The organism is Cellulomonas fulva (genome assembly GCF_018531375.1).
Taxonomy (GTDB): domain Bacteria; phylum Actinomycetota; class Actinomycetes; order Actinomycetales; family Cellulomonadaceae; genus Cellulomonas; species Cellulomonas fulva.
Window position 1 is genome coordinate 1,019,007 of sequence record NZ_JAHBOH010000001.1, and the last position, 21,618, is coordinate 1,040,624.

General features: G+C 74.1%; 24 protein-coding genes. 12 read left to right on the plus strand and 12 right to left on the minus strand.

Annotated elements, in window-relative coordinates:
- Window positions 1-11 precede the first annotated feature (11 nt).
- The 8 genes from KIN34_RS04480 (at window position 12) to KIN34_RS04515 (ending at window position 5,215) form a co-directional block, all read left to right on the plus strand.
- Entirely contained in the window at window positions 12-887 is an 876-nt protein-coding gene (locus KIN34_RS04480) for a sugar phosphate isomerase/epimerase family protein (RefSeq protein WP_214347261.1), read from the plus strand.
- A 10-nt stretch (window positions 888-897) separates the two neighbouring features.
- Window positions 898-1,773, plus strand: a complete 876-nt coding sequence (locus KIN34_RS04485) for a sugar phosphate isomerase/epimerase family protein (RefSeq protein ID WP_214347263.1) — start codon at window positions 898-900, stop codon at window positions 1,771-1,773.
- On the plus strand, window positions 1,763-2,407 hold the full coding sequence (locus KIN34_RS04490) for a nucleoside/nucleotide kinase family protein (protein WP_214347265.1): 645 nt from the start codon (window positions 1,763-1,765) through the stop codon (window positions 2,405-2,407). Before KIN34_RS04485 ends, KIN34_RS04490 begins: the two co-directional genes overlap by 11 nt.
- A gap of 119 nt (window positions 2,408-2,526) precedes the next feature.
- A complete protein-coding gene (locus KIN34_RS04495) occupies window positions 2,527-2,739 on the plus strand; it encodes a hypothetical protein (RefSeq protein ID WP_214347267.1) in 213 nt (70 codons plus the stop codon).
- Window positions 2,693-3,220, plus strand: a complete 528-nt coding sequence (locus tag KIN34_RS16685; RefSeq protein ID WP_237689038.1) for a DUF4913 domain-containing protein — start codon at window positions 2,693-2,695, stop codon at window positions 3,218-3,220. The genes KIN34_RS04495 and KIN34_RS16685 overlap by 47 nt, the downstream gene beginning before the upstream one ends.
- The gene (locus KIN34_RS17465; RefSeq protein ID WP_214347269.1) at window positions 3,160-3,360 is read left to right on the plus strand and encodes a ribonuclease domain-containing protein; all 201 of its coding nucleotides are present in this window, start codon (window positions 3,160-3,162) and stop codon (window positions 3,358-3,360) included. Before KIN34_RS16685 ends, KIN34_RS17465 begins: the two co-directional genes overlap by 61 nt.
- Before the next feature lie 44 nt (window positions 3,361-3,404).
- Complete coding sequence (locus tag KIN34_RS04510) at window positions 3,405-3,869, plus strand: barstar family protein (protein WP_273544069.1); 465 nt, start codon at window positions 3,405-3,407, stop codon at window positions 3,867-3,869.
- Window positions 3,870-4,540: 671 nt separating this feature from the next.
- A complete protein-coding gene (locus KIN34_RS04515; RefSeq protein ID WP_372449551.1) occupies window positions 4,541-5,215 on the plus strand; it encodes an alpha/beta fold hydrolase in 675 nt (224 codons plus the stop codon).
- A gap of 10 nt (window positions 5,216-5,225) precedes the next feature.
- Here KIN34_RS04515 and KIN34_RS04520 read toward each other — a convergent pair whose 3' ends face one another.
- The gene (locus KIN34_RS04520; RefSeq protein WP_214347277.1) at window positions 5,226-5,843 is read right to left on the minus strand and encodes a polysaccharide deacetylase family protein; all 618 of its coding nucleotides are present in this window, start codon (window positions 5,841-5,843) and stop codon (window positions 5,226-5,228) included.
- A 125-nt stretch (window positions 5,844-5,968) separates the two neighbouring features.
- Between KIN34_RS04520 and KIN34_RS17065 the strand changes: the two genes are divergently transcribed.
- Together KIN34_RS17065 and KIN34_RS04530 are read left to right on the plus strand one after the other, a co-directional pair.
- Entirely contained in the window at window positions 5,969-7,513 is a 1,545-nt protein-coding gene (locus tag KIN34_RS17065) for a methyl-accepting chemotaxis protein (RefSeq protein WP_214347280.1), read from the plus strand.
- 93 nt (window positions 7,514-7,606) lie between these two features.
- The gene (locus KIN34_RS04530) at window positions 7,607-9,028 is read left to right on the plus strand and encodes a glucose-6-phosphate dehydrogenase (protein ID WP_214347283.1); all 1,422 of its coding nucleotides are present in this window, start codon (window positions 7,607-7,609) and stop codon (window positions 9,026-9,028) included.
- A gap of 30 nt (window positions 9,029-9,058) precedes the next feature.
- Here KIN34_RS04530 and KIN34_RS04535 read toward each other — a convergent pair whose 3' ends face one another.
- From KIN34_RS04535 to KIN34_RS04550, 4 genes are all read right to left on the minus strand, one after another.
- Window positions 9,059-10,864 (minus strand): gamma-glutamyltransferase family protein, encoded by a 1,806-nt coding sequence (locus KIN34_RS04535; protein ID WP_214347286.1) that lies wholly within the window; start codon window positions 10,862-10,864, stop codon window positions 9,059-9,061.
- A complete protein-coding gene (locus KIN34_RS04540) occupies window positions 10,864-11,502 on the minus strand; it encodes a DUF998 domain-containing protein (RefSeq protein WP_214347289.1) in 639 nt (212 codons plus the stop codon). The genes KIN34_RS04535 and KIN34_RS04540 overlap by 1 nt, the downstream gene beginning before the upstream one ends.
- A 73-nt stretch (window positions 11,503-11,575) precedes the next feature.
- Window positions 11,576-11,935, minus strand: coding sequence for an Imm8 family immunity protein (locus KIN34_RS04545; RefSeq protein ID WP_214347293.1), 360 nt, complete (start codon window positions 11,933-11,935; stop codon window positions 11,576-11,578).
- A gap of 4 nt (window positions 11,936-11,939) precedes the next feature.
- A complete protein-coding gene (locus KIN34_RS04550) occupies window positions 11,940-12,821 on the minus strand; it encodes an eCIS core domain-containing protein (RefSeq protein WP_214347296.1) in 882 nt (293 codons plus the stop codon).
- Window positions 12,822-13,030: 209 nt separating this feature from the next.
- On the opposite strand from KIN34_RS04550, the gene KIN34_RS04555 reads away from it, so the two are divergent.
- The gene (locus KIN34_RS04555) at window positions 13,031-14,131 is read left to right on the plus strand and encodes a pectinesterase family protein (protein ID WP_237689039.1); all 1,101 of its coding nucleotides are present in this window, start codon (window positions 13,031-13,033) and stop codon (window positions 14,129-14,131) included.
- Window positions 14,132-14,162: 31 nt separating this feature from the next.
- Here KIN34_RS04555 and KIN34_RS04560 read toward each other — a convergent pair whose 3' ends face one another.
- A complete protein-coding gene (locus KIN34_RS04560) occupies window positions 14,163-14,975 on the minus strand; it encodes an NPCBM/NEW2 domain-containing protein (protein ID WP_214347302.1) in 813 nt (270 codons plus the stop codon).
- Between the two features lie 162 nt (window positions 14,976-15,137).
- Here KIN34_RS04560 and KIN34_RS04565 point away from each other — a divergent pair, with 162 nt between their 5' ends.
- A complete protein-coding gene (locus KIN34_RS04565; protein ID WP_214347304.1) occupies window positions 15,138-15,641 on the plus strand; it encodes a GNAT family N-acetyltransferase in 504 nt (167 codons plus the stop codon).
- Here KIN34_RS04565 and KIN34_RS04570 read toward each other — a convergent pair.
- The 6 genes from KIN34_RS04570 to KIN34_RS04595 form a co-directional block, all read right to left on the minus strand.
- Window positions 15,607-16,599 (minus strand): permease prefix domain 1-containing protein, encoded by a 993-nt coding sequence (locus tag KIN34_RS04570; protein ID WP_214347307.1) that lies wholly within the window; start codon window positions 16,597-16,599, stop codon window positions 15,607-15,609. The two genes, KIN34_RS04565 and KIN34_RS04570, sit on opposite strands and share 35 nt — an antisense overlap.
- Window positions 16,600-16,604: 5 nt before the next feature.
- A complete protein-coding gene (locus KIN34_RS04575; protein ID WP_214347310.1) occupies window positions 16,605-16,940 on the minus strand; it encodes a PadR family transcriptional regulator in 336 nt (111 codons plus the stop codon).
- Between the two features lie 182 nt (window positions 16,941-17,122).
- The gene (locus KIN34_RS04580; RefSeq protein ID WP_214347326.1) at window positions 17,123-17,839 is read right to left on the minus strand and encodes an alpha/beta fold hydrolase; all 717 of its coding nucleotides are present in this window, start codon (window positions 17,837-17,839) and stop codon (window positions 17,123-17,125) included.
- A gap of 8 nt (window positions 17,840-17,847) precedes the next feature.
- The gene (locus KIN34_RS04585; RefSeq protein WP_214347329.1) at window positions 17,848-18,669 is read right to left on the minus strand and encodes an alpha/beta fold hydrolase; all 822 of its coding nucleotides are present in this window, start codon (window positions 18,667-18,669) and stop codon (window positions 17,848-17,850) included.
- A gap of 85 nt (window positions 18,670-18,754) precedes the next feature.
- Window positions 18,755-21,061: an ATP-binding protein gene (locus tag KIN34_RS04590; protein ID WP_214347332.1), complete on the minus strand. Its 2,307-nt coding sequence runs from the start codon at window positions 21,059-21,061 to the stop codon at window positions 18,755-18,757.
- An 85-nt stretch (window positions 21,062-21,146) separates the two neighbouring features.
- Window positions 21,147-21,608 (minus strand): MarR family winged helix-turn-helix transcriptional regulator, encoded by a 462-nt coding sequence (locus tag KIN34_RS04595; protein ID WP_214347334.1) that lies wholly within the window; start codon window positions 21,606-21,608, stop codon window positions 21,147-21,149.
- Between the last annotated feature and the right edge of the window lie 10 nt (window positions 21,609-21,618).

Genomic DNA, 21,618 nt, shown 5'->3' on the forward strand with positions numbered 1-21,618 from the left:
GGCCCACGACGATGACGACGAACGTGCTCGGCGTGCACGCCGGCTGCTGGGGCTTCGACTGGAGCCCCGCGGCGGCGGACGCGACCATCGGCGCCGCGGCCCGCGCGGGGTACGGCCTGGTCGAGATCCCTGCGATCGACCTGGCCGTGCTCGACCCGGCGGACACGGCGACGGCGCTCGACCGGCACGGCATCGCCCCGGCGGTCTCGCTCGCGCTGGGCGCCGACGACGACATCACGTCGCCGGACCCGGCAGTCGTCGAGCGCGGACGGCACCGGCTGCTCGAGGCGGTGCGGTTCGCGGCGGCGATCGGCGCGACGTACGTCGGCGGCGTGACCCACTCGGCGATGCTGCGGTACCTCACGCTGCCGACCGCGCAGGGCCGCGACAGCGCGGTCCGCACGCTGCGGGAGGTCGCCCGGGCGGCGGCCGGCCACGGCGTCGTCGTCGGCGTCGAGTACGTCAACCGGTACGAGTCGAACCTCCTCAACACCGCCGCGCAGGCCCGCGCGTTCGTCGAGGAGATCGGGGCGGACAACCTCGTCGTGCACCTCGACACGTTCCACGCCGCGCTCGAGGAGGCCGACCTGGCCGCCGCGGTCGGGGACGCGGGAGACCGGCTCGGCTACCTGCACGCGAGCGAGAACCACCGCGGTGCCCTGGGCACCGGCTCGCTCGACTGGCAGCGCCTGCTGCGCGCGCTGCTCGCCGCGGGCTATGCCGGACCGATCACGGTCGAGTCCTTCTCGAGCACGGTCGTCGGGCCCGACGCGGCCGTCGACATCGCCCTGTGGCGCTCGCAGTGGGCGGACCCCGACGCGATCGCCACCCAGTCCATCGAGTTCCTTCGCGCGCAGCTGGACCAGGCCGCGCGCGCCCTGACCTGAGGAGTACCCCATGACCGACCGGACCAACCTGCTCGGCGTCCACGCGCTCGTCTTCGCGGGCGGCACGTCGCCCGACGAGATGACGCAGATCATCCGCCAGACCAAGGAGGCGGGCTACGACCTTCTCGAGCTCTCGCTGCACGACTCGCCCGCGCTCGACGTCGCCGCCGCGCGCGCCGAGCTCGAGGCCGCGGGCCTGGGCATCGTGTGCTCGCGCGGTCTCGCGTTCTCGGCCGACGTGTCCTCCGACGACCCCGAGGTCGTCGCACGCGGCGCGGACCTGCTCCACGAGTCCCTCGAGATCACCCACGGCCTGGGCGGCACGCACTTCACCGGCGCGCTCTACAGCGCCCTCGGCAAGTACGGCGCCCCGCTCTCGGCGGCGGGCCGGGCCAACGTGGTGTCCACGCTGCGCGACCTCGCGAAGGAGGCCGACGGCCGGGGCATGACCCTGGGCCTCGAGATCTGCAACCGCTACGAGACCAACGTGATCAACACGGCCGCGGACGCGCTGCGGCTGGCCGACGACATCGGCGCCGACAACGTCGTCGTCCACCTCGACACGTACCACATGAACATCGAGGAGGACGACTTCGTGCGCCCCGTCCTGCTGCTGGGTGACAGGCTGGGCTACGTGCACGTCGGCGAGAACCACCGCGGCTACCTGGGCAGCGGCCACCTGGATCTGACCTCCTTCTTCCACGCCCTCGCGGCGGTCGACTACCGCGGGCCGATCACGTTCGAGTCGTTCTCGTCGGCCGTCGTGTCGCCCACGCTGTCCAACGACCTGGCGGTCTGGCGCAACCTGTGGACCGACGGGCCGGCGCTGGCCGCGCACGCCCGGCAGCACATGCTCGGTCTGCTCGAGGCGAACCGTGCCGCCTGAGGCCGCCGACCTCGCGACGCTCGTCGCGCGCGTGCGGACACTGCACGCGCGCGCGGGCGGCCGCCGGGTGCTGGTCGGCATCACCGGCAGCCCCGGCGCGGGCAAGACGACGCTCGCCGAGCGGCTCGTCGCCGCGCTGGGCGACGACGCGGTGCACCTGCCCATGGACGGCTTCCACCTGGCCAACGCGACGCTCGACGCGCTGGGCCGCCACGACCGCAAGGGCGCGCTCGACACGTTCGACGGGTGGGGCTTCCTGGCGCTGCTGCGCCGCGTGCGCGACGAGCAGGACCACACCGTCTACGCGCCGAGCTTCCGGCGCGAGGTCGACGAGCCCGTCGCGGCGGAGATCGCGGTCGAGCCGCACCATGCGGTCGTCGTCGCGGAGGGGAACTACCTGCTGGTCCCCGACGAGCCGTGGGGGCAGGTCCGCGACGTGCTCGACGAGGCGTGGTTCTGCGAGACGTCCGCCGACGAGCGCGAGCGGCGGCTGGTCGACCGGCACACCCGCCACGGCCGCACGCCCGAGGCCGCGGCGGCGTGGGCCACCGAGGTCGACGGCCGCAACGCCCTCGTCATCGACGCCACCGCGACCCGCGCCGACCTCGTCGTCTCGGGCCTCCTGCCGACCTGACGCCGCCTCCCTGCTCGCCCCGCACTTCGAACTCGGCTACGGCAGGGTCGCCACGCAGGTCCGCGGCGGATCAACGCTCCGACAAGCAGCGCGGCGGGATCTACGGCACGGCCCCGCAGATGCTGTCGTGCCTGACCGCGCGCGCCGTGGTGCAGTGGGTCACCCCACAGCCCGGGCGTCCGGAGTTCCACCCGGCCGCGTTCGTCGAGTCGACGGGCAAGCTCTACCCCCAGCCGTGGATGACCGGCCCGCACGCCGACGCCGTGCGCGCGTCGCTCGTCGCGAATGACCCCGCAGGGCAGGCGACGACGCAGGAGGCGAGGACCTGGTGACCACTATCGACGACCCGGGGGAGTGGAACGTCACTGTCGACGACGGCAGAGAACCCCTGCCGGCCGAGAATCCGGCGGAGCCGGGCACGGTGATCGCGAACGTCGGGGAGTTCGTCACCGAGCACCTAGCCGTGCTCTACGCGCCCCGTGGGCCCGCAGGCGGCCTACCGGTGGTCGCCGCGGTGGTGGGAACGCCGAAGCGATCAGCCGCCTCGAGGCCGTCTGGCGCGCCTGGGAGGCCCTACTACAAGAGCCCTCGTTCGGAATGGTCACCTGGTGGCGCGATCACGCCGACTCCACATGGACATCCTGCTCGCGGCCGACGGACCCTTCCGCACTCAAGACGCGATTGGCGTTCACGGGAAGCCTTCGCCTGCGGGTGGACGGAATTGTAATGCCGATTCAAAATAATCAACGATCGTGGACGACGGCCGGAACGGCAGTCAAATCCTTCCTCAGTCTGGCGAAGGCGGTCTCTTAACGTGCGAGGAGTGGGACGTCAACCCGTACACTAAGGGGGTAGATCGTGGATCAGAGCGGATCGTGACTGGTAGCGACGGGTCGACGTACTATACGAGTGACCACTACATATCGTTCACCCAGTCCTGGAGGGGCGACTGATGGACCCGCGAAATCTCTTCGAGATCCACGGATCTGCACCGCTGATGCTCCTCCGCGCTGATCAGAGACGCGCAACCGAAGAGTCGTGGGGATGGCGCGAGGCTGGTCTGACGGTACGGCACGTTCGAGGCCGCAAGATGCGGACCGTGGGTGGACTCTTTGACGAGGTATCTGCTGCACTGCAGTTCCCGTACTACTTCGGCGAGAACTGGCCAGCGTTCGACGAGTGCCTGGCCGACATGGATTGGCTGCCGTTGCAAGTCGGTATCGTGGTTACGGTCCTCGACGCGGTCGAGGTGTTGTCCGACGAGCCTTCGGCGGAGTTGGGCACGCTGGCTCGGACGATTGCTCATGCCTCGGAGACCTACGCCGAACCAATTGCATCGGGTGAGTGGTGGGACCGCCCGGCGCTGCCGTTTCATGTGGTCCTTCAGGCCAGAGAGGATCAGGAGGGGCTGGTGCGCGCGCGTTGGGGAGCGTCGGGCGCGATGCTCTCCGTACTCGGCTAGCGTCGAGTTGGCGGCACGCGAGGTGGCGCTGGGCGATCGTGGCCAGGACGGCAGGGCGTGCGTCGAGGTGGAGCCTGACCCGGTTTTCCCGGACAGCCAGTTACGGTGTGGTGATCATGCCGCTGCAGTTCTCGCGGTCCGGGCTCTACGAGCCCGTCGGGCGAGCGCCGAGCGCCCGGGAGTTCGCCGATCAGGCGATCACCCGGCAGGTCAGCGTTACGGGCAACCCGTCGGCAGCCAGCTCCTGGACCAGCCGGGCGCTCATTTTAGGAGGACGTTCTCCCTGGCTAATTGGGCCGACGCCCGTTTCAGGAACTCGACCTCCATCTCCAGCACCCGAGTGCGGCGGCGCAGCTCGACCAGCTCCCTGCGCTCGTTCGTGGCCAGTCAACTGGACCTGATCAACGCGTCTATGGATGGCATTAGGCTGTGGGAATGATTGAGCGAATCGACGACCCGTTGGCGACAGCGGACGTGGTGTGGCTTAAGCCAGAGGAGGGCGGACGGCGCACAGGGCCGCCCACAGCGCCGGTCTACGGGGCGATTTGCGTGTTCCCTTTGGGTGACGACGCTACCGTCCACCCGGGATGGCCAGCTTCGGCTGACGCCCTGAGTATCCTGCTCCAATCGACGGGAGCGAAAAACTCCGGATCGCTGGAGTATAGCGTCGGATTCCTCGTCCCCGAGCTGGCTCGCCCCTTTCTTTATCCGAGCGCGACTTTCCTGGTGCTGGAGGGGCCCCGGGTTGTTGCAAAGGGTCTGGTCACCGAGGTCATCTGACCCAATCCCCGTCGTTGCCGCGCCCGGTCGCCCTCGTCGGGCACTCGCTCGGCGGGCTCCTGGCGCTGCGCGCCGCACTCGCCCGGCCGGACACGGTCGCCGCGCTCGTCCTCGAGGACCCGGCCAAGCCGGACGGCGCGCCCGCGCCGGCGGACGGGGGTGAGGCCTTCGTCGCCGACCCGGAGACCGTGGCGAGCGTCGAGTCGTCACTGATCGCGACCGAGCGGGACCGCGCGGCGGAGCTCGCGCGCATGCGGCGCGAGACGCCGTGGAGCGATGCGGAGATCGAGGCGTGGGCGGACAGCCGCCCGCTCGTCGACCGCGCGTACGTGCGGCGAGGGCTGTTCCTGGGTGACCCCGCGTGGGAGCAGCTGTTCAGCGCGCTCGTCGTCCCGACGCTGCTGGTGCTACCGCCGCAGGCGCCGATGGCGCCGCGGCCCGAGCTCGTCGACAACCCGCTGCTGCGCACGGTCGTCGTCGAGGGCGCGGGCCACTGCGTGCGCCGCGACCGCCCCGCGCAGTACCACGCCGCGGTCGACGCGTTCCTGGCGCAGCACCTGCGCTGACGCGCTCGGCTCAGTCGGCGCCCGCGGGGAGGTCGAAGGACCAGCCGCGCGCCCGCATGAGCGGGATGAAGCGCGCGACCGCCTCGACGGTCGGGGTGCGGTCGCCGCCACCGTCGTGCAGCAGGACCACCGCGCCGGGCTCGACGCCCGTGAGCAGCCGGGCCAGGAGCTCGTCGGCGCTCGGCGGGTCCCAGTCGCCGATGTCGTACGCCCAGGCGACGCTGCGCATCCCGAGGCCGCTCGCCACCTGGGGTGTCACGCCCCAGTGGCCGTACGGCGCGCGGAAGAACGGCACCGGGGCGCCGGGCGCGGCGTCGCGGACGGCCTCGTCCGTGGCCCGCAGGTCGGCCTCGACCGCGTCGGCCGGCCAGGTGCCGAGGTCGTCGTGGTGCGTGGAGTGGTTGCCGAGCACGTGCCCGCCGGCGACGATGTCGCGCACGATCTGCGGGTGCGCCCGGACGTTCTCTCCGCACACGAAGAACACGGCCTTCACGTCGTGCTCCGCGAGCACGGCGAGCAGTGCCGGCGTGTTGTCCGCGTGCGGCCCGTCGTCGAAGGTCAGGCCGAGGGTCTGGCCGCCGGACCGCGTGCTGACGACGAGCGCGTCGGACGGGTGCGGCGTCGCCATGGCGCGGAACGTAGCACGCGGCGTGGCCGCACGACCTCGTCGGCGCCGCCTCCTCAGATCGGCGTCGGCGCGCCCGATGGTGGGTACAGGCAACCGCTCACGTGCCGTCACACACCGGGGGAACCATGGCTCGTCGTCGTGCTGAGACCGTCAGCGACACCCAGCTGCTGGAGGAGGCGCACGCCAACGCTGCGGCGCTGACGGAGGTGGTGCGCGCGGTCGCGGGCGTCCACGGCATCGACGAGACGCTGGCCGCCGCGCTGTGCTCCGTCCGCCGGCACTTCGGGTGGGACCACGCGTCCTCCTGGCGGCTGGGGGCGGACGGCCGGCTGCACGTCGCGCAGACCGACGGCGACCTGGGCGCCGAGTTCTCTCGGGTGGTCGCGGAGAGCAGCTTCGCGCCGGGGGAGGGCATCAACGGGCGCGCGCTGCAGCAGCGCGACGTGATGTTCGTCGGCGAGCTCGGTGCCGTGATGCAGTGCCCGCCGGCGCACGAGGCGCACCGGTGCGGCGTGCGGTCCGCGGTCTCGCTGCCGGTGTCGGTCCGCGGCGAGGTCACGGGGACGATCGACTTCTTCGCGCGCGACGAGCGCGCCATGTCCGAGCACCGCCTCGAGACCCTGCGGGCGGTCGCCGTGCTGGTGTCGGAGGCGGTCGAGCGGTTCGACGACGCCGAGCGGCAGTCGTCGGCGGCGCAGGACGTCACGGCGGTCAACCGGGTGATCCGCGACGTCACGCGCGCCGCGAGCTCCGAGGCGGCGCTCACCAGCGCGCTGGAGACCATCCGGGACAGCTTCGGGTGGGCGTACGGGTCCTACTGGGCGGTCGACGAGGCCGCGGGGGTGCTGCGGTTCGAGCGGGAGGTCGGCTCAGCCGGCCCGGAGTTCCGCGACGTGACGCGCAGCGCGTCGTTCGCCCGCGGCGTGGGCCTGGCGGGCCGGGCGTGGGCCTCCGGTGACCTCGTGTTCGTGCGCGACCTGGCCGACGTGACCGACTGCGTGCGGGCGCCCGCGGCGCGGCGCGCGGGCGTGCGCTCGGGGGTCTGCCTCCCGGTCGAGGTCGACGGGCGGATCGTCGGGACCATGGACTTCTTCGCGCTCGAGGAGCTCGACCTGAGCGAGAGCCGCGCGGACGCGCTGCGCAACACGGCGTTCCTGGTAGGCCAGGTCCGCACGCGTCTGCTCGACGAGGAGCGCCTGCAGGCGGTGGGCGGGCAGCTGGTCGCGTCCATCGAGGAGGTCGAGTCCAACGTGCGGGCCGCGGCCGCCACGGCGGGCGAGGGGCAGCGCCTCGTCGAGTCCGCGGGGGAGGACGTGGCCGCGCTGGGCGAGTCGAGCACGCAGATCGGCCAGGTGGTCAACGTCATCCAGTCCATCGCGGCGCAGACCAACCTGCTCGCGCTCAACGCGACCATCGAGGCCGCGCGCGCGGGCGACGCCGGCCGGGGGTTCGGTGTCGTGGCGCACGAGGTGAAGGAGCTCGCCACCGCGACCGCGACCGCGACGACGCAGGTCGGCGAGCAGGTGCGGGCGATCCAGGGCCAGGTGGACGCGGTCGTCTCCGCGCTCGCCGACATCCGGACGGCCGTGGAGCGGATCAACGACACCCAGACGACGATCGGCGGCGTGCTCGCCGAGCAGGTGGGGGTCACGCGCTCGCTGGTCGCGTGACGGCCGGCCCGCCGCGGCCGCGATCGTCAGCACGACGAGCGGGAGGCGACCGAGGCGCCTAGCGTCGAGAGGACCGACGAGAGGCGGTCCGACGTGGCTCCCGACAAGCCCCTGATCTTCGTCCTGCACGGCGCGCGCGGTGACCTCGCGAGCCGGATGGTCCTGCCCGCGCTGGCGCTGCTCCAGCGCCGCGGGCTCATGCCGGAGCGCTGGGCGCTCCTGGGTACCGGCCGCACGCCGATCAGCTCCCAGGAGTTCGACGAGCTGCTGCACGACGCCGTGGGCGAGCACGGGGACGACGAGGCGGCGCGCGGCGCCCACGAGCTGACGGACCACACCGCCTACTGCGGGGACGTGAGCGACGACGACAGCGCCGACGAGCTGCCGGGCGAGCTCGACCGCCTGCGCGGCGTGCTCGTCGACGGCACCGACGCCGGACCGCAGGACGTCGACGTCGTGCACTACCTGGCCGTGCCGCCCTCGTCGTTCGGCCCCATCACCCGCGCGCTCGACCGCGCCGGCCTGACGGACGGCATCCGCGTGGTCTACGAGAAGCCGTACGGCACCTCGCCGGAGGGCTTCCGTGAGCTCGACGAGACGGTGCACGAGGCGCTGTCCGAGGACCAGGTGTTCCGCATCGACCACTTCCTGGGCAAGGAGGCGACGCAGAACCTGCACGTCCTGCGGTTCGCGAACGAGCTCTTCGGCGGGGCGTGGAGCCGCGAGCACGTCGCGCAGGTGCAGATCGACGTCCCCGAGACGCTCGACGTCGCGCAGCGCGCGGAGTTCTACGACGCGACGGGCGCCGCGCTCGACATGCTGGTGACGCACCTCTTCCAGGTCGCCGCCGAGGTGGCGATGGAACCGCCCGAGCACCTGGACGCGGCCGGGCTCAGCGCGGCGCGCGAGGAGGTCATCCGGCACTTCCGGCCGCTCGACCCGGCACGGGACGTGGTCCTCGGCCAGTTCGAGGGCTACCGCGACATCGAGGGCATCGACGACTCCTCGACCACCGACACCTTCGTGGCCGCGCGGCTCTGGGTCGACACCGACCGCTGGCGCGACGTGCCGTTCCTCCTGCGCACGGGCAAGCGGATGGCCCGGTCCGCGCAGCAGGTCACGCTCGTGCTGCGGGCGCCCGACGAGCTCTTCGGTGAGCCCGTGGGTCCCAACCGGATCCAGGTGTCGCTCGCGGGGTCCGGGCGCATCGAGGTGGTCACCACGGTCAAGCGGCCGGGCACGGAGCTCGCCCTCGGCACCGGCACCGTCGACCTGGCGCTCGAGGACGTGGAGCCGGGCGAGCCGGTGCCGCCGTACGCCGGGCTCATCGAGGACGTGCTCGTCGGCGACCGTGCGCTGTTCACCACCGCCGAGGGGCTGGCGTCGGCGTGGGCCGCGTTCGACCCGCTGCTCGGCGACGGACGCCCCGAGCCGCAGCCCTACGCCCCGGGGTCCTGGGGCCCGAGCGCCGCGGACGACCTTGCCGCACCCCACGGCTGGGCCCTCCACGACTGACGCTGCACGACTCACCGCTGCGGTGGGGCGTCAGCGGCCGACCGCGTAGCCCTGTGCACCGCGCGGGTTGGCCGCCGCGACCAGCATGCCGTCCGCCCGGACGCCGGCCGCGCTGAGCCGGCCCAGCGTCCACGGCCCGACGACCTCGACGTCGTGCCCCCGCGCCGCGAGGTCCGCCAGCACGCGCTCGCCGAGCCGGCTCTCGGCGTGCACCCCGCGCGGGACGTGGGTGCGCGGGAAGAAGGAGCTCGGGACGTGCGTCGAGTGCCACGCCGGAGCGTCGATCGCCGCCTGGAGACCCCGGCCGCCGATCAGGTGGCGGAGCAGGAACGGCACGGTCCACTGGTCCTGCTGGTCGCCACCGGGGGTGCCGAACGCGAACCCGGAGCCGTCGTCGGCGAGCACCAGGCCCGGGCTGAGCGTCGTGCGCGGGCGCCTGCCCGGCACCAGGCTGTTCGGCAGGCCGGGCTCGAGCCAGAACATCTGCGCGCGCGTGGGCAGCGCGAACCCGAGCCCCGGGACCACCGGGCTGGACTGCAACCAGCCGCCTGACGGCGTGGCGGAGACGCGGTTGCCCCACCGGTCGACGACGTCGACGTGGCACGTGTCGCCGGGGCTCAGCCCGCTCGACGAGACGGTGGGCTCGCCCGTGCCCGCACCTCCGTCCGCTCCGGGCTCGGCGCGTTGCAGGGTGCGCAGCAGGCCGGGCAGTCGCGGGGCCCGGCCGTCCGGTGACCCCGGGTGCAGGCCGTCCGCCGCGTCGTGCCCGACGAGCCGGGCGCGCTCGGCCGCGTAGGCGGGTGACAGCAGCGCCGCGAGCGGGACGTCGGGCGCGTCCCCGTACCAGGCCTCGCGGTCCGCGAACGCGAGCTTCGCGACCTCGAGCACGATGTGCACCAGCTCGGCGGAGTCGTCCACGTCCCCGCCGTCCCCGACGCCCAGCGCCTCCAGCATCGCGAGCTGCTGCAGCAGCACCGGCCCCTGGCCCCACGCCGCGGACTTGTGCACGGTCCGGCCCGCGAACCTCGTCGTGACCGTCGGCTCCTCGGTTGCGCGCCAGGCCGCGAGGTCGTCCGCCCGGAGCAGACCGGTGTGCGCCCGGCCGGAGGAGTCGTGCACCGGCGTCCCGCGCTGGAACTCGTCGACGGCCTCCGCGACGAAGCCGTGGTAGAACGCGCGGCGCGCGGCCTCGACCTGGCGCTCGCGGTCACCGCCCGCCGCCGCGGCCTCGGTCAGCAGCCGCTCGAAGGTGTCGGCGAGCGCCGGCTGCGTGAACAGCTCGCCCGTTGCGGGCACCCGACCGCCCGGCAGCCAGGTGGCCGCGCTCGTCGGCCAGTGCGTGCGGAACATCCCCTCGACCGTGGCGATGGTGCGGACCGCTGCCGCCACCAGCGGGAACCCGTGCCGCGCGTACCCGAGGGCGGGGCCGAGGACGTCCGCGAGCGGCAGGGTGCCGTAGCGGGCGAGCAGGTCGAGCCACGCGCCGAACGCGCCCGGCACGACGGCCGCGAGGTGGCCCGTGCCCGGGACCAGGTCCAGCCCGAGGTCGCGGAACGCGTCGGTGCTCGCGGCGGCGGGCGCCGGCCCCTGCCCGCAGACGACGAACGCGTGGCCGTCCCGCGCGCGGTAGCCGATGATCGGCGCGTCGCCGCCCGGCCCGTTGAGGTGCGGCTCGACGACGGCGAGCGTGAACCCCGCGGCGACCGCCGCGTCGAAGGCGTTCCCGCCCGCCTCGAGGGTGCGCATGCCGACGGCCGAGGCGAGCCAGTGCGTGGAGGCCACCATGCCGAACGTGCCGCTGAGCTCCGGCCGGGTGGTGAACGCCGGCGCGGTCATCACGCACCCGCCGGGGGGTCGGTGGGCGTACGGGGTGCCGTCCGGAGCAGCGCGACGACGACGACGAGCGGCCACAGCGCCTGCGCGCCGGCCAGCAGGCGCTCGGTGAGCCCGGTCGCCGCGCCGTCGTCGGGCGTGAGGCCCTGCAGCTCCGCGACGAAGAGCGCGAGCAGGACGAGCAGCCCGCCGCTGGCCGCGAGCCCCACAGCCGGCCGGAGCACCCCGGCCTCCTGCGTGCCGCCCCGCCGGACGCCCAGCGCGGGCCAGAGCGCGAGCGCGCCGAACCCCACCGCCGCGGCGACGCCGTGCGCGCGCGGGTGCTGGTCCACCGGGAGCGCGGCGACCGCGAGCGTCGCCAGCCCGCCCACCGCGTGCAGCGCCCGGCCGACGGGCGCGACGGGCCGCAGCCCCGCGGCGGTCGCCACGTGCGCCAGGCCGGTCAGCGCGAGGCCGGTGGTCATCACCCACGTCGCCGACGACGGCGCGGCGGCGAGCGAGCTGATCGTCTCCGCGACGGGGTCGACGTGGTCCTGCAGCGACTCGGCGAGCGTCCAGCCGCCGATCATCGCGACGGGCGCGACGACCGCCGGGACCACGGCCCAGCGGGCCGCGCGGACGGGGCTCGGCTCGGTGCGCATCGTCCGCACGCTACCGCCGGCCCGGGCCGGCGGCAGGGCGGGCGACCCCGCGTCACCCGGTCACCAGGACCGGCTACTCCTGGTAGTCCTCGAACTCCCAGTACCCGACGCGCGCGAGCTCGGTGGCGAGCCCGGCCCAGTCGTCGGCCTCGAGGGAGGCGACGTGCGCGGCGAGGAACTCGACCGCGGCCGGCAGGTCCAGCGAGCTCACGACCAGCAGGTGCCGCCCGATCTGGGGGCCGTGCTCGTCGGCGACGCGCTGGATCCAGCGCGGGGTGCAGACGACGACGTCGAACGACTCCTCTCCGGGCGCGTCGGCAGGGCCGACGAGCAGCCGCAGCCGGACGCCGTCGTCGGCCGGGTCCGCCGGGTGGTACTCCTCGACCGGACGGCCGTCGTCGAGGGTGTGGGCGCCACGCAGTTCAGCTCTCATGTCCTCAGTCCGTGATGTCGAGGTGGGCGTTGCGCTTCCAGAAACCCCGCGGGTTCGCCGGCGGCAGCGACTCGTAGTTGGCCTGCTTCTTGCCCTGGTTCGGCTTGAACTTGGGCCGACGGTACCGCTTGGTGCCGTCGGCGCTGGTCCACTGGTCGCCGCCGGGATCGGCCGTGAGACCCGTCCAGAGCAGCCCGGCGGCGTCGGCCACCGCGGTCGACGCGACGCCGTCGAGCGAGAAGTTCTTCTTGCCGGTCAGCGCGCCCGCGGCGATCTCGGACGCCGTCAGCTCCTTCGGCTCACCGTCCTTCGGGTCGCGCCGGGCGTGCGAGCCGCCGGGCTCGGCGACGACGTGCGCGAGCTCGTGCGCCAGGACGTGCTCGCCGCGCGGGTCGCCCGGGTCGATCCCCGAGCCGAGGAAGACGTCGCTGCCGACCGTGAACGCGTTCGCGCCCAGCGCGTCGCTGTGCCGTGCGGCCGCGGGACCGTCGTGCACGCGCACGTGGTCCAGCGACGTCCCGAAGCCGGCCTCCATGCGGCTGCGCACGTCGGGCGCGAGCGGCGCGCCGCGCCCGAGCATGGACGTGATCTGGCTGCTGCGGTCCGCGGCGACCGCGCCGCCCGCACGGCCCACCTCGGCCGGCTGGGACGCGCTGCGCGAGCCGGCGGACCCGCCGGGGCCGCCGCTGTACCGGCGGAGGCGGGCGAGCACGGAGGTCGCGCGGGACTCGGCCGCGGCCTCCGCCGGGTCGTCGACGTGCCCGACCGTCAGCCCGGTGAGCGCTGCCGGGTGCAGCGGGGGCGCCGTGCCCGGGGGTGCCGCGGTGGCGACCGGCGCCTCCGCCTCCGGTGCGTGCGCGTGCGCGGTCTGTGCGTGCCTCGTCATCTCGGCCCCCTCGGCGTCTCGACAACACAGCGTCCGCACCAGCGTCGGGCTCGCCCGGCCGCCGCGCGTCGGTAGTCACTACGCAATTCGAGCGAACCGGGCGGGCCGATCGGGCGAGGCCGTGAGGCCGTGGGTGCCGTTGACGCCAGCGCATGGCCGCCCCTACTGTCGAGGTCGTCGGGAAAGCGATTACCACGAAGAGGTGGGGCATGCGCAGTGCACGACGACTCCAGATCCTGGCGGTCGCGGCGGCCGTCACGGTCGCGACGGTGGGCGGTCCGACGAGCGCCGTCGCCCAGGCCGGACCGACCGGGCGCTCAGGCGGGCACGGCGACCGCCTGCGGGCCGACGCGACGGTCTCGGCTGACGGCCGTGGCGACTTCACGAGCGTCCAGGCCGCGATCGACGCGGCGCCCGAGGCGCGCACACGGGAGTGGGTCATCGCCGTCCGGCCGGGGGAGTACCACGAGCTCGTCAAGGTCCCCGCGGCCAAGCCGCACCTGACGCTCGTCGGGACCGGACGCGACGCCCAGGACGTGGTGATCTCCTACGACAACGCGAACGGCACGGCCAAGCCCGACGGCTCGGGCACGTACGGCACCTCCGGCAGCGCGAGCGTCACGATCGACGGCGCGGACTTCACGGCGCGCAACCTCACGTTCGCGAACACGTTCGACGAGGCCGCGCACCCGGAGATCACCAACCGGCAGGCGGTCGCCGTGCTCACGCGGGCGGACCGGCTCGTGTTCGACGACGTCCGGTTCCTGGGGAACCAGGACACGCTGTACGTCAACAGCTCCGCGGCCGACGTCGTCGCGCGCGCCTACTTCCGGGACTGCTACGTCGAGGGCGACGTGGACTTCATCTTCGGGCGGGCCAGCGCGGTGTTCGACGGGTGCCGCATCCACTCGCTCACGCGCGGGTCGAGCACCAACAACGGCTACGTCACCGCCCCGAGCACCTCGATCGCCAACCCGTACGGGTTCCTCTTCACCGGCTCCCGGTTCACCAGCGACGCGCCCGCGGGCACGGTGTTCCTGGGCCGGCCGTGGCACCCGAGCAACGACCCGGCCGCCCTCGGCCAGGTCCTGGTCCGCGACTCGTGGATCGGCGACCACGTCGGCGCGACGGCCTGGAGCGACTTCTCCGGCGGCTGGTCGTGGCGGGACGCGCGGTTCGCCGAGCACCACAACCGCGGTCCGGGTGCCCTCGTCACCGACGACCGTCCCCAGCTGACCCGCGCCGAGGCCCGCGGCCTCGAGGTGCGGGACTACCTCAGCGGCGCCGACGGCTGGTCGCCGTGGTGCTGACCGGGCCGCATCGCGGGCCGCTGCTGCGTGCTCAGAACCGGCAGAGCACCCGCGCGTTCCCGTAGACCACGTCCGTGGCGAAGAACCTGCCGTCCGAGCTGTCGACCATCGCCAGATCGAGCTGGAGGACGTCCGTGACGTCCTGACGCACGGTGTAGGTGGTGCCCGCGTGGTACGTCTGCGTCAGTGCGGGCTGGCCGTCGAGCGAGATCTCGCCGGTCGACCACACGCTGATGTCGTTGTCGTCCGACACCCCTGCGGCCGAGGCCAGCTTCACGCACTTGCGCTTGAGGTCGTACGAGACGTAGCCGTACCCGTAGTTCTCGTAGAGCTCGATCGACTGCGCGTAGCGCCTGCCGTTGACCGAGTAGGCGCCGGTGTGGGCGTTGTCCGCGTCCTTGGTCGGCAGGTCCGCGAGATAGAGCCACCGGTAGGTGCTGATCGTGCGCGGCTTGGACACGGCTCCCTGGACCTTCGGGGTCGGGGCGGTGACGACGCGGTAGCTGGTCGCGCCCTTGCCGGAGGCCTTGACCGCGAGGCCGAAGGTCTTCTTCCGCGTCACCTTCACCGCGCCGGTGACCGGCACCCACTTCTTCCCGACCAGGCGCTGCACCTTGACCCAGTGGCCGACGAGGGAGCCCGAGGCGGTGCCGGCGATCTTGAGCTTCTCCCCGGCGACCAGGGGCCCGGCGTTGACCGGACGGATCTTCGTGATGCTGAGGCTGGCGGCGGCGCGAGGCGCGGCGGCGGCCGACGTGGCGGCGAAGGGCGTCACGAGCAGGGCGACGACGGTGGCGAAGGCGAGCAGCGCCCGTCGACGAGGGGCGGCGGTCGGCTGAGGCATGCCCGCACGATCGGCACCACGCGGCGGGCGGTTGAGCGGTTCGCCCGAAGGGCGGACCCCCTCGCGCACGGCGGTCGGCGGGGTCCACCCGGACGCCGCACCCGATGACCGGGGCAACGCGGCCCGCGCCCGCGGCCGCGGGTGCGTCGTAGGGTCGGGACCATGCCCGTGCTGCCGGAGCCCGCGACCGCCGAGGACGTCGCCGGGATCCGCGCGCTGCGGCGCGCGCTCGAGGAGTGGATGGCGCGGCGCGGGGTCGACCAGTGGCCGGTCGGGTCGGGCGCGCCGGTCGAGCGCGTGGCCGCCCAGGTCGAGCGGGGCGAGTGGTGGGTGGTCCGGGACGACGAGGGCGTGCTCGCGGCGGTCCGCGTCATCCGGTCGGACCCGGAGTACTGGGGCGACGACGACGCACCCGCCCTGTACGTGCACGGGCTGATGGTCGACCGGCGCGCCTCCGGCACCGGGCTCGGGCGGCAGCTCGTGGAGTGGGCCTACGCGCGGGCGTGCGCGGCCGGCGTGTCCTGGCTGCGCCTGGACCACCGTGCGTCCAACCCGCACCTGGACGACGTGTACCGGTCGTTCGGGTTCGAGCCGGTGGGCGAGACGGACCGGCCGGGCTTCCTCGTCGTGCTCATGCAGCGCGCGTGCGTTCCCGCCGCGCCTTGAGGAAGCCGTCGACCGCGCTCCAGAGCGACCCGGCGACGATCCCGCACGCGACCAGGACCGCGAGCACGCCCGCGGCCTCGGTGCCGCCCTCGCCGAGCAGCTCCGGGAAGACGGCGTCGTTGACCAGGCGCCCCTCGGTGAGCAGCCAGAGGGCGGGCACGGCGAACGCGAGGTCGAGCACCGCGTTCGCGGCCGCCAGGCCGTACGTCCAGCGCTGACGCGCGTACACGGCGACGGCCACGATCGCGTCGAGCGCCAGCACGACGAGCAGGTACCCGATCCACCCGGGCCACAGGTCCGGGTCGAGGAGGGACTGACGCGCACCCTCGTCGGGCAGCACCCAGCCCACGGCGTGGTCCCACAGCACGGCACCGGCGGCGAACGCGAGCAGGACGAGCGTGACGACCATCTCGCCCAGGCCGGTCCCCCGGGGCCGCGGCTGCGGCAGCCGGTCCACGTCCCACGCGGGGAGCCCGAGGTCGGCGCGGCCGACGGTGCGCTCCACCACGGCGAAGACCGCGGTGGTCCAGAAGCCGAGGTTCACCGCGACCGCGAGCGAGGTGGTGACGACCGTCCCGACGATCGAGCCGAAGGACGCGCCGTCGATCCCCTGCGCGATCGCGACGCCGACCGCGGCGCACGGCACGACGATCCACAGCAGCAGGGTGAGCAGGCGCCGCCAGTCGAGGAAGTAGTCGGGGCCGATCAGGTGGAGCGGGCGGTCGGTGTACCCGGCGGCCAGGCGGTCCGGGTCGCCGAGCCCGGTGAGCACCGTGCGCTCGGCGACCTCCGGCTCCTCGCCGGCCTCGACCCGCGCGTCCACCTGGTCGGCGATGGCGGCGCGCAGCTCGGCGGCGAGGTCCTCCCGCTGGCGCTCCGGGACGGTGCGCATCGCGGCGTCGACGTAGCGCTCGCGGAGGCTCGTGGGCGCGTCGGACGGGACGGGGCTGCGGGACATGACGGTCACTCCTTGCCGGGAAGCGTCTCGATCGCGCGGGCGATCGCGCGGAAGTCGGTGGCGAGCGCGTCGGCCAGGACGTGCCCCTGCGGGCTGGTCCGGTAGAACTTGCGCGGCCGCGCCTCGTCGGTGTTCCACTCGCTGGTCAGGTGGCCCTGCTTCTCGAGGCGGCGCAGCAGCGGGTAGAGCGTGTTGGCGTCCGTGTCGAACCCCCGGCGCCCCAGCTCCTCGAGCAGGCCGTAGCCGTAGCCCGGCTCGGCGAGCAGGCGCAGGCAGGCGAGCACGACGGTGCCGCGCCGCAGCTCCTGCAGGTGCGTCTCGAGCGCTCCGGTGTCCTCCACGCCTCACACCATACCGTGCGCCGCACACTATTGCGCAAGAGGTTGGCCGGGCCGACGCCACGACGGCCCCGTGCCGCGCACGGGGCCGTCGCAGTGCTGCTGATGCTGGTCGTGGTGCTGGTCGTGCCGTTCGTCGTGCCGTTCGTCGTGCCGTCGCCGTCACGTCGACGACGGTCGCGACGTCAGCGCGTGAGGTGCTCCACCGCCTGCAGGATCACGGCGGTGACCTCGTCGGGCCGGGACACCATCACCGAGTGGGACGCCCCGGGGAGCTCGGTGACGGACACGGGCTCGGCACGCTGCGCCATGAACCGCAGTCCCGTCACCGGGATGTTCCGGTCGGCGTCCCCGAAGACGAACCACGACGGCAGGGACCGCCAGGCCGGTGTGCCGGCGGGCTGCGCCTCGCCGAGCGCCACGTCGCGGACCGGCCGCTGCGTGACCGCCTGCACCGCTGCCGCGGCGACCGGCACGTCGGCCGCGAACTGCTGGGGGAACAGCGCGCGGTCGACGACCAGGTCGTGCGACCCGTCGCCCAGCGGGTAGGACCGGACGGTCTCGCCCAGCGTGCTGCCGGGGAACTGCCCGGTGAGGCCGAGCACGTCCTCGCCCTCGTCGGGCGCGAAGGCCGCGACGTACACCAGGCCGACGACGCCGGGGTTGTCGACCGCCGCCTGCGTGATGACGGACCCGCCGTACGAGTGCCCGACGAGCAGCACCGGGCCGTCCACCGCCTCCGTCGCCCGGCGCACGTTCTCGGCGTCGGTCACGACGCTGCGCAGGGGGTTGGGCGTGGCGACGACCGGGACGCCCGCGCCGAGCAGCCGTTCGACGACGCCGGACCAGCTCGCCGACTCGGCGAACGCGCCGTGCACGAGCACGACCGTGAGGGGAGCCATCGGAGCCCTCACCGCGCGACGAAGTCGAGGATGTCTGCGTCGAGCGCGGCGCGGAAGTCGCCGTAGATGCCGTGCGGCGCGCCCGGGTACACCTTCAGGGTGCCGTGCTTGACGATCTCGGCGGTCTTCAGGGCCGCGGCGCCGATGGGCACGATCTGGTCGTCGTCGCCGTGGGCGATGAGGATCGGCACGTCGAGCGCCTTCAGGTCCTCGGTGAAGTCGGTCTCGGAGAACGCCTTGATGCAGTCGTACGCCGCGGCGAGGTTGACCAGCATGCCCTGCCGCCAGAAGTCGTCCTTCGCCCCCTGCGAGACCGCCGAGCCCTCACGGTTCGCGCCGAAGAAGGGCACGGACAGGTCCTGGTAGAACTGCGACGCGTCGCTCAGCACCCCGGCCCGGATCGCGTCGAACGCGTCGATGGGCGTGCCCTCGGGGTTGCTCCCGGTCAGGACCATCAGCGGCGGGACGGCGCCCACCGTGATCACCTTGGCCACCCGCCCGACGCCGTGCTGCGCCGCGTACCGCACGACCTCGCCACCGCCGGTGGAGTGCCCGACGACGACGAGGTCGCGCAGGTCGAGCGCCTCGACCAGCTCGGCCAGGTCGCGCGCGTAGGTGTCCATGTCGTTGCCCACGGAGGTCTTCGACGAGCGGCCGTGGCCCCGTCGGTCGTGGGCGATGGCTCGGTAGCCCGCGTCGGCCAGGAGCTTCAGCTCCACCTGCCACGCGTCGGAGCTCAGGGGCCAGCCGTGGCTGAACAGCACGGGACGTCCGGCGCCCTGCTCGGTGTAGTAGATCTCGGTGCCGTCGGAGGTCGTGATGAAGGGCATGAGGCCGTCCTTCGAGAGAGGGAGTGGGTCCCTCCCATCCCACCCGCCGGGCCTGCCGGCCGACCAGGAAGGAAGCACGCAGAAGTCACGCAGGCCGGTGGCGTCCGGGACCCTCCGGGACCAGGTCCCGCGCGGCCGCCGCACCCGCGGCGTTCCCGATCTGCTCGCGGAGCGCGACGAGCCGGCGCTGCTCGGCCAGCGCGTCCGGGAGGCGGCCGAGCGCGACGAACGCCCGGGTGCGCGTCTCGAGGAGGTTCGACCGGACGACGGCGACGTCCGTGACGGCGAGGAGGTCCAGCGCCCTGGACGCGACCTCGACGGCCTCGTGGGAGCGGTCGAGCAGGAGCAGGCTGCGCGCGATGGCGGCCATGCTGGCGAGCCGGGTGATCCGGGCGCTCTGACTGCTGACGTGCGCGCCCGGGGCGTCGAGGGTCGCGAGCACGCTGCGCTCGTGCTGGATCGCCTCGTCGTACCGGCCCGTCCGGCTCAGGACCATCGCCGTCGCCCGGCGCGCCTGCAGGTGCCCCTCGGCGTCGCCCGCCTCCGCGAGCAGCCGGCCGGCCTCCTCGCCGTGGCGCAGGGCCTCGTCGTACCGCTCCAGGCGCCAGCACGCCCAGAAGGCGTACAGCGCGGCCCAGCCCTGCTGCCGGACGTCGCCCGCGCGCCGCGCGACGGCGGCCGCCTCGTCGGCGAGCGCGAGCCCGTGCTCCGGACGCAGGCGCGTGTGCGTCTCGGCCCACGCGAGGTACCCGAGCTGGGTAGCGAGCGCGCTGTCGTCGCCCAGCGCGCGGGCGGCCTGCACGCCCAGCGCGAAGACCTCGTGCCAGTGCCCCCAGTGGGCCCACAGGTCGGAGAACCAGTGCAGCGACTCGGCCACGTCGACGACGAGCCTGTGCTCGCCGACCGCCGACGAGTCCTGCAGCGCGACCAGCCAGTGCTCGGCCTCGTCGTGCAGCCAGGACCGCGCCTGCTCCAGGGTCGTCAGCGCGACGAGGCGGTCGGGTACGGCGGGTGCGGTCTCGTAGCCGGGCTCGAACCAGCGCCCCGCCAGGATCGTGACGCCGAGCAGCCACCGTCGCAGGTCGATCTCCACCGCGACCCGGTCCTCGACCGGCTCCTCGTCGTGCAGCCGACCCCGCGCGAAGAGCCGCAGGAGGTCGTGCAGGTGGTAGCGGCCCCGCGCGGCCGGCTGGACGAGCCCGAGGTCGACCAGCCCGTCGAGGACCTCCTCGGCGCGCGCCAGGTCCGTGGGCGTGAGGCGCGCCGCGAGCGGCTCGCTGAACGTGCCGCCGCGCAGGTGCGCGAGCCGACGGAACGCGCGCCGGCCCTCGTCGGAGAGCCGGTCGTAGGAGAGCGCGATCGTCGCGCGGATCTCGAGGTCGCCGGCGCGCAGGCCGTCGATGCGACGCTCCTCCACGTCCAGCCGGGCGGCGAGGTCGTCCACCGTCCAGCCGTGCCGGCTCGCCACGCGGTTGCCGGCGATGCGCAGCGCGAGCGGGACGTGGCCGCACAGCCCGGCGAGGCGCTCGAGGTCCTGGTCGGCGCGCTGGGACGCGGGGACGATGGCGCCCAGCATCGCGAGCGAGTCCGCGGCCGGGAGCTGGTCGAGAGCGACGCGCAGCACGTCCTCGAGCCCGGCGAGCGTCCCGCGGCTCGTGACCAGGACGGCCGCGGGACCGGTCGCCGGGATCGCCGCCCGGACCTGGTCCTCGGTCGCGGCGTTGTCGAGCACGACGAGCACGCGCCGGCCGCCCAGGACGCGCTGCCAGGTCGCGGCCGCCGCCTCGCGCGGGACCGCGCCGGCCTGCGGCTCGACCGCGTGGACCAGGCCGTTGACCACCGCCGCCGCGTCCATCGGCCGGGTGGTGTACCCACGCAGGTCGACGAAGTGGACCTCGTCGAACCCGCCCGCCTCGGCGGCGGCCAGCTCGGTCGCGACCGTGACCGCGAGGGCCGTCTTGCCGAAGCCGGGTGGCCCGCTGACCACGACGACCGGCGACGAGCCGGCGGCCGTCCCCGACGCGAGGTGCGCCGCGACCAGCTCGCGCTCGCGGCCGCGCCCGGTGAAGTCCGCCACCGCGCGCGGCAGGGCCACAGGGACGGACGTCGGAGGGTTGGAGGTGGGAGTACCGGACGTGGGAGGGCCGGACGTGCCGCCGCGGACCCGGCCGGCGCGCGCCGCGGAGAGCACCGCCGTGCGGTCGTCGGGGGAGAGGTCGAGGGCGTCGCACAGGAGCTCCACGGTGCGCCGCTGCGGTCCGGTGCTGACGCCCCGCTCGATGTCGCTGATGGTGCGCGCGCTGACCGTCGAGAGCTCCGCGAGACGCTCCAGCGTGAGGTCGCGGGACGTCCGGAGGTGCCGGAGGGCCGCGCCCAAGGAGTCGTCCCGCACTGCCCGTCCGCCCCTCGAACCCGTCCCACCCGGTCGCCACTGTCGCGCCGTCCCGGCGCCCGCTGGCGGCAGGGTAACCAGGCCGTCAGGGCCGGCCGGTCTCCGTCTCGTCGACGGCCTCCCCGTAGAGGTCGACGAAGCGGCCGAGCAGCTCGAGCAGGTGCGCGGCGTCGTCGGGGCCCAGCCGGTCGAGCACGACACGGAACTGCCCGAGCGCGTACGCGGTGTCCTCCTCGAGCTGCGCGCGTCCCGCGGGCGTGGGCTCGAAGAGGAACGCGCTCCCGGGTGCGCGGGACTTGCGCACGTGCCCCGCCTTCACCGCCGCGTTGACCTGCCGGTTGACGGTGGACTGCTCCAGGTGCAGCCGCTCGGCGATCTCCCGGAGCGTGCGCGGCTCGCCCTCGGTCAGCAGCCACAGGAGGCGGAGCTCGGCGGTGCCGAGGGTCGAGCGCGCCTCCCACGTCCGCCGCTGCCGCTCGAGGCGGTGGACGAGGCTCGCCAGGTGGAGCTCACGGGTCAGGGTGGTGCGGCTCGGCGTCGACGGCACGGTGCTGCTC

Coding starts and splice junctions, on each gene's coding strand:
- KIN34_RS04480 (WP_214347261.1), top strand. CDS start 12: ATGACGACGAACGTGCTCGGCGTGCACGCCGGCTGCTGGGGCTTCGAC.
- KIN34_RS04485 (WP_214347263.1), top strand. CDS start 898: ATGACCGACCGGACCAACCTGCTCGGCGTCCACGCGCTCGTCTTCGCG.
- KIN34_RS04495 (WP_214347267.1), top strand. CDS start 2,527: ATGCTGTCGTGCCTGACCGCGCGCGCCGTGGTGCAGTGGGTCACCCCA.
- KIN34_RS16685 (WP_237689038.1), top strand. CDS start 2,693: ATGACCCCGCAGGGCAGGCGACGACGCAGGAGGCGAGGACCTGGTGAC.
- KIN34_RS04510 (WP_273544069.1), top strand. CDS start 3,405: ATGCTCCTCCGCGCTGATCAGAGACGCGCAACCGAAGAGTCGTGGGGA.
- KIN34_RS04520 (WP_214347277.1), bottom strand. CDS start 5,843: ATGGCGACGCCGCACCCGTCCGACGCGCTCGTCGTCAGCACGCGGTCC.
- KIN34_RS17065 (WP_214347280.1), top strand. CDS start 5,969: ATGGCTCGTCGTCGTGCTGAGACCGTCAGCGACACCCAGCTGCTGGAG.
- KIN34_RS04535 (WP_214347286.1), bottom strand. CDS start 10,864: ATGACCGCGCCGGCGTTCACCACCCGGCCGGAGCTCAGCGGCACGTTC.
- KIN34_RS04540 (WP_214347289.1), bottom strand. CDS start 11,502: ATGCGCACCGAGCCGAGCCCCGTCCGCGCGGCCCGCTGGGCCGTGGTC.
- KIN34_RS04545 (WP_214347293.1), bottom strand. CDS start 11,935: ATGAGAGCTGAACTGCGTGGCGCCCACACCCTCGACGACGGCCGTCCG.
- KIN34_RS04550 (WP_214347296.1), bottom strand. CDS start 12,821: ATGACGAGGCACGCACAGACCGCGCACGCGCACGCACCGGAGGCGGAG.
- KIN34_RS04555 (WP_237689039.1), top strand. CDS start 13,031: ATGCGCAGTGCACGACGACTCCAGATCCTGGCGGTCGCGGCGGCCGTC.
- KIN34_RS04560 (WP_214347302.1), bottom strand. CDS start 14,975: ATGCCTCAGCCGACCGCCGCCCCTCGTCGACGGGCGCTGCTCGCCTTC.
- KIN34_RS04565 (WP_214347304.1), top strand. CDS start 15,138: ATGCCCGTGCTGCCGGAGCCCGCGACCGCCGAGGACGTCGCCGGGATC.
- KIN34_RS04570 (WP_214347307.1), bottom strand. CDS start 16,599: ATGTCCCGCAGCCCCGTCCCGTCCGACGCGCCCACGAGCCTCCGCGAG.
- KIN34_RS04580 (WP_214347326.1), bottom strand. CDS start 17,839: ATGGCTCCCCTCACGGTCGTGCTCGTGCACGGCGCGTTCGCCGAGTCG.
- KIN34_RS04585 (WP_214347329.1), bottom strand. CDS start 18,669: ATGCCCTTCATCACGACCTCCGACGGCACCGAGATCTACTACACCGAG.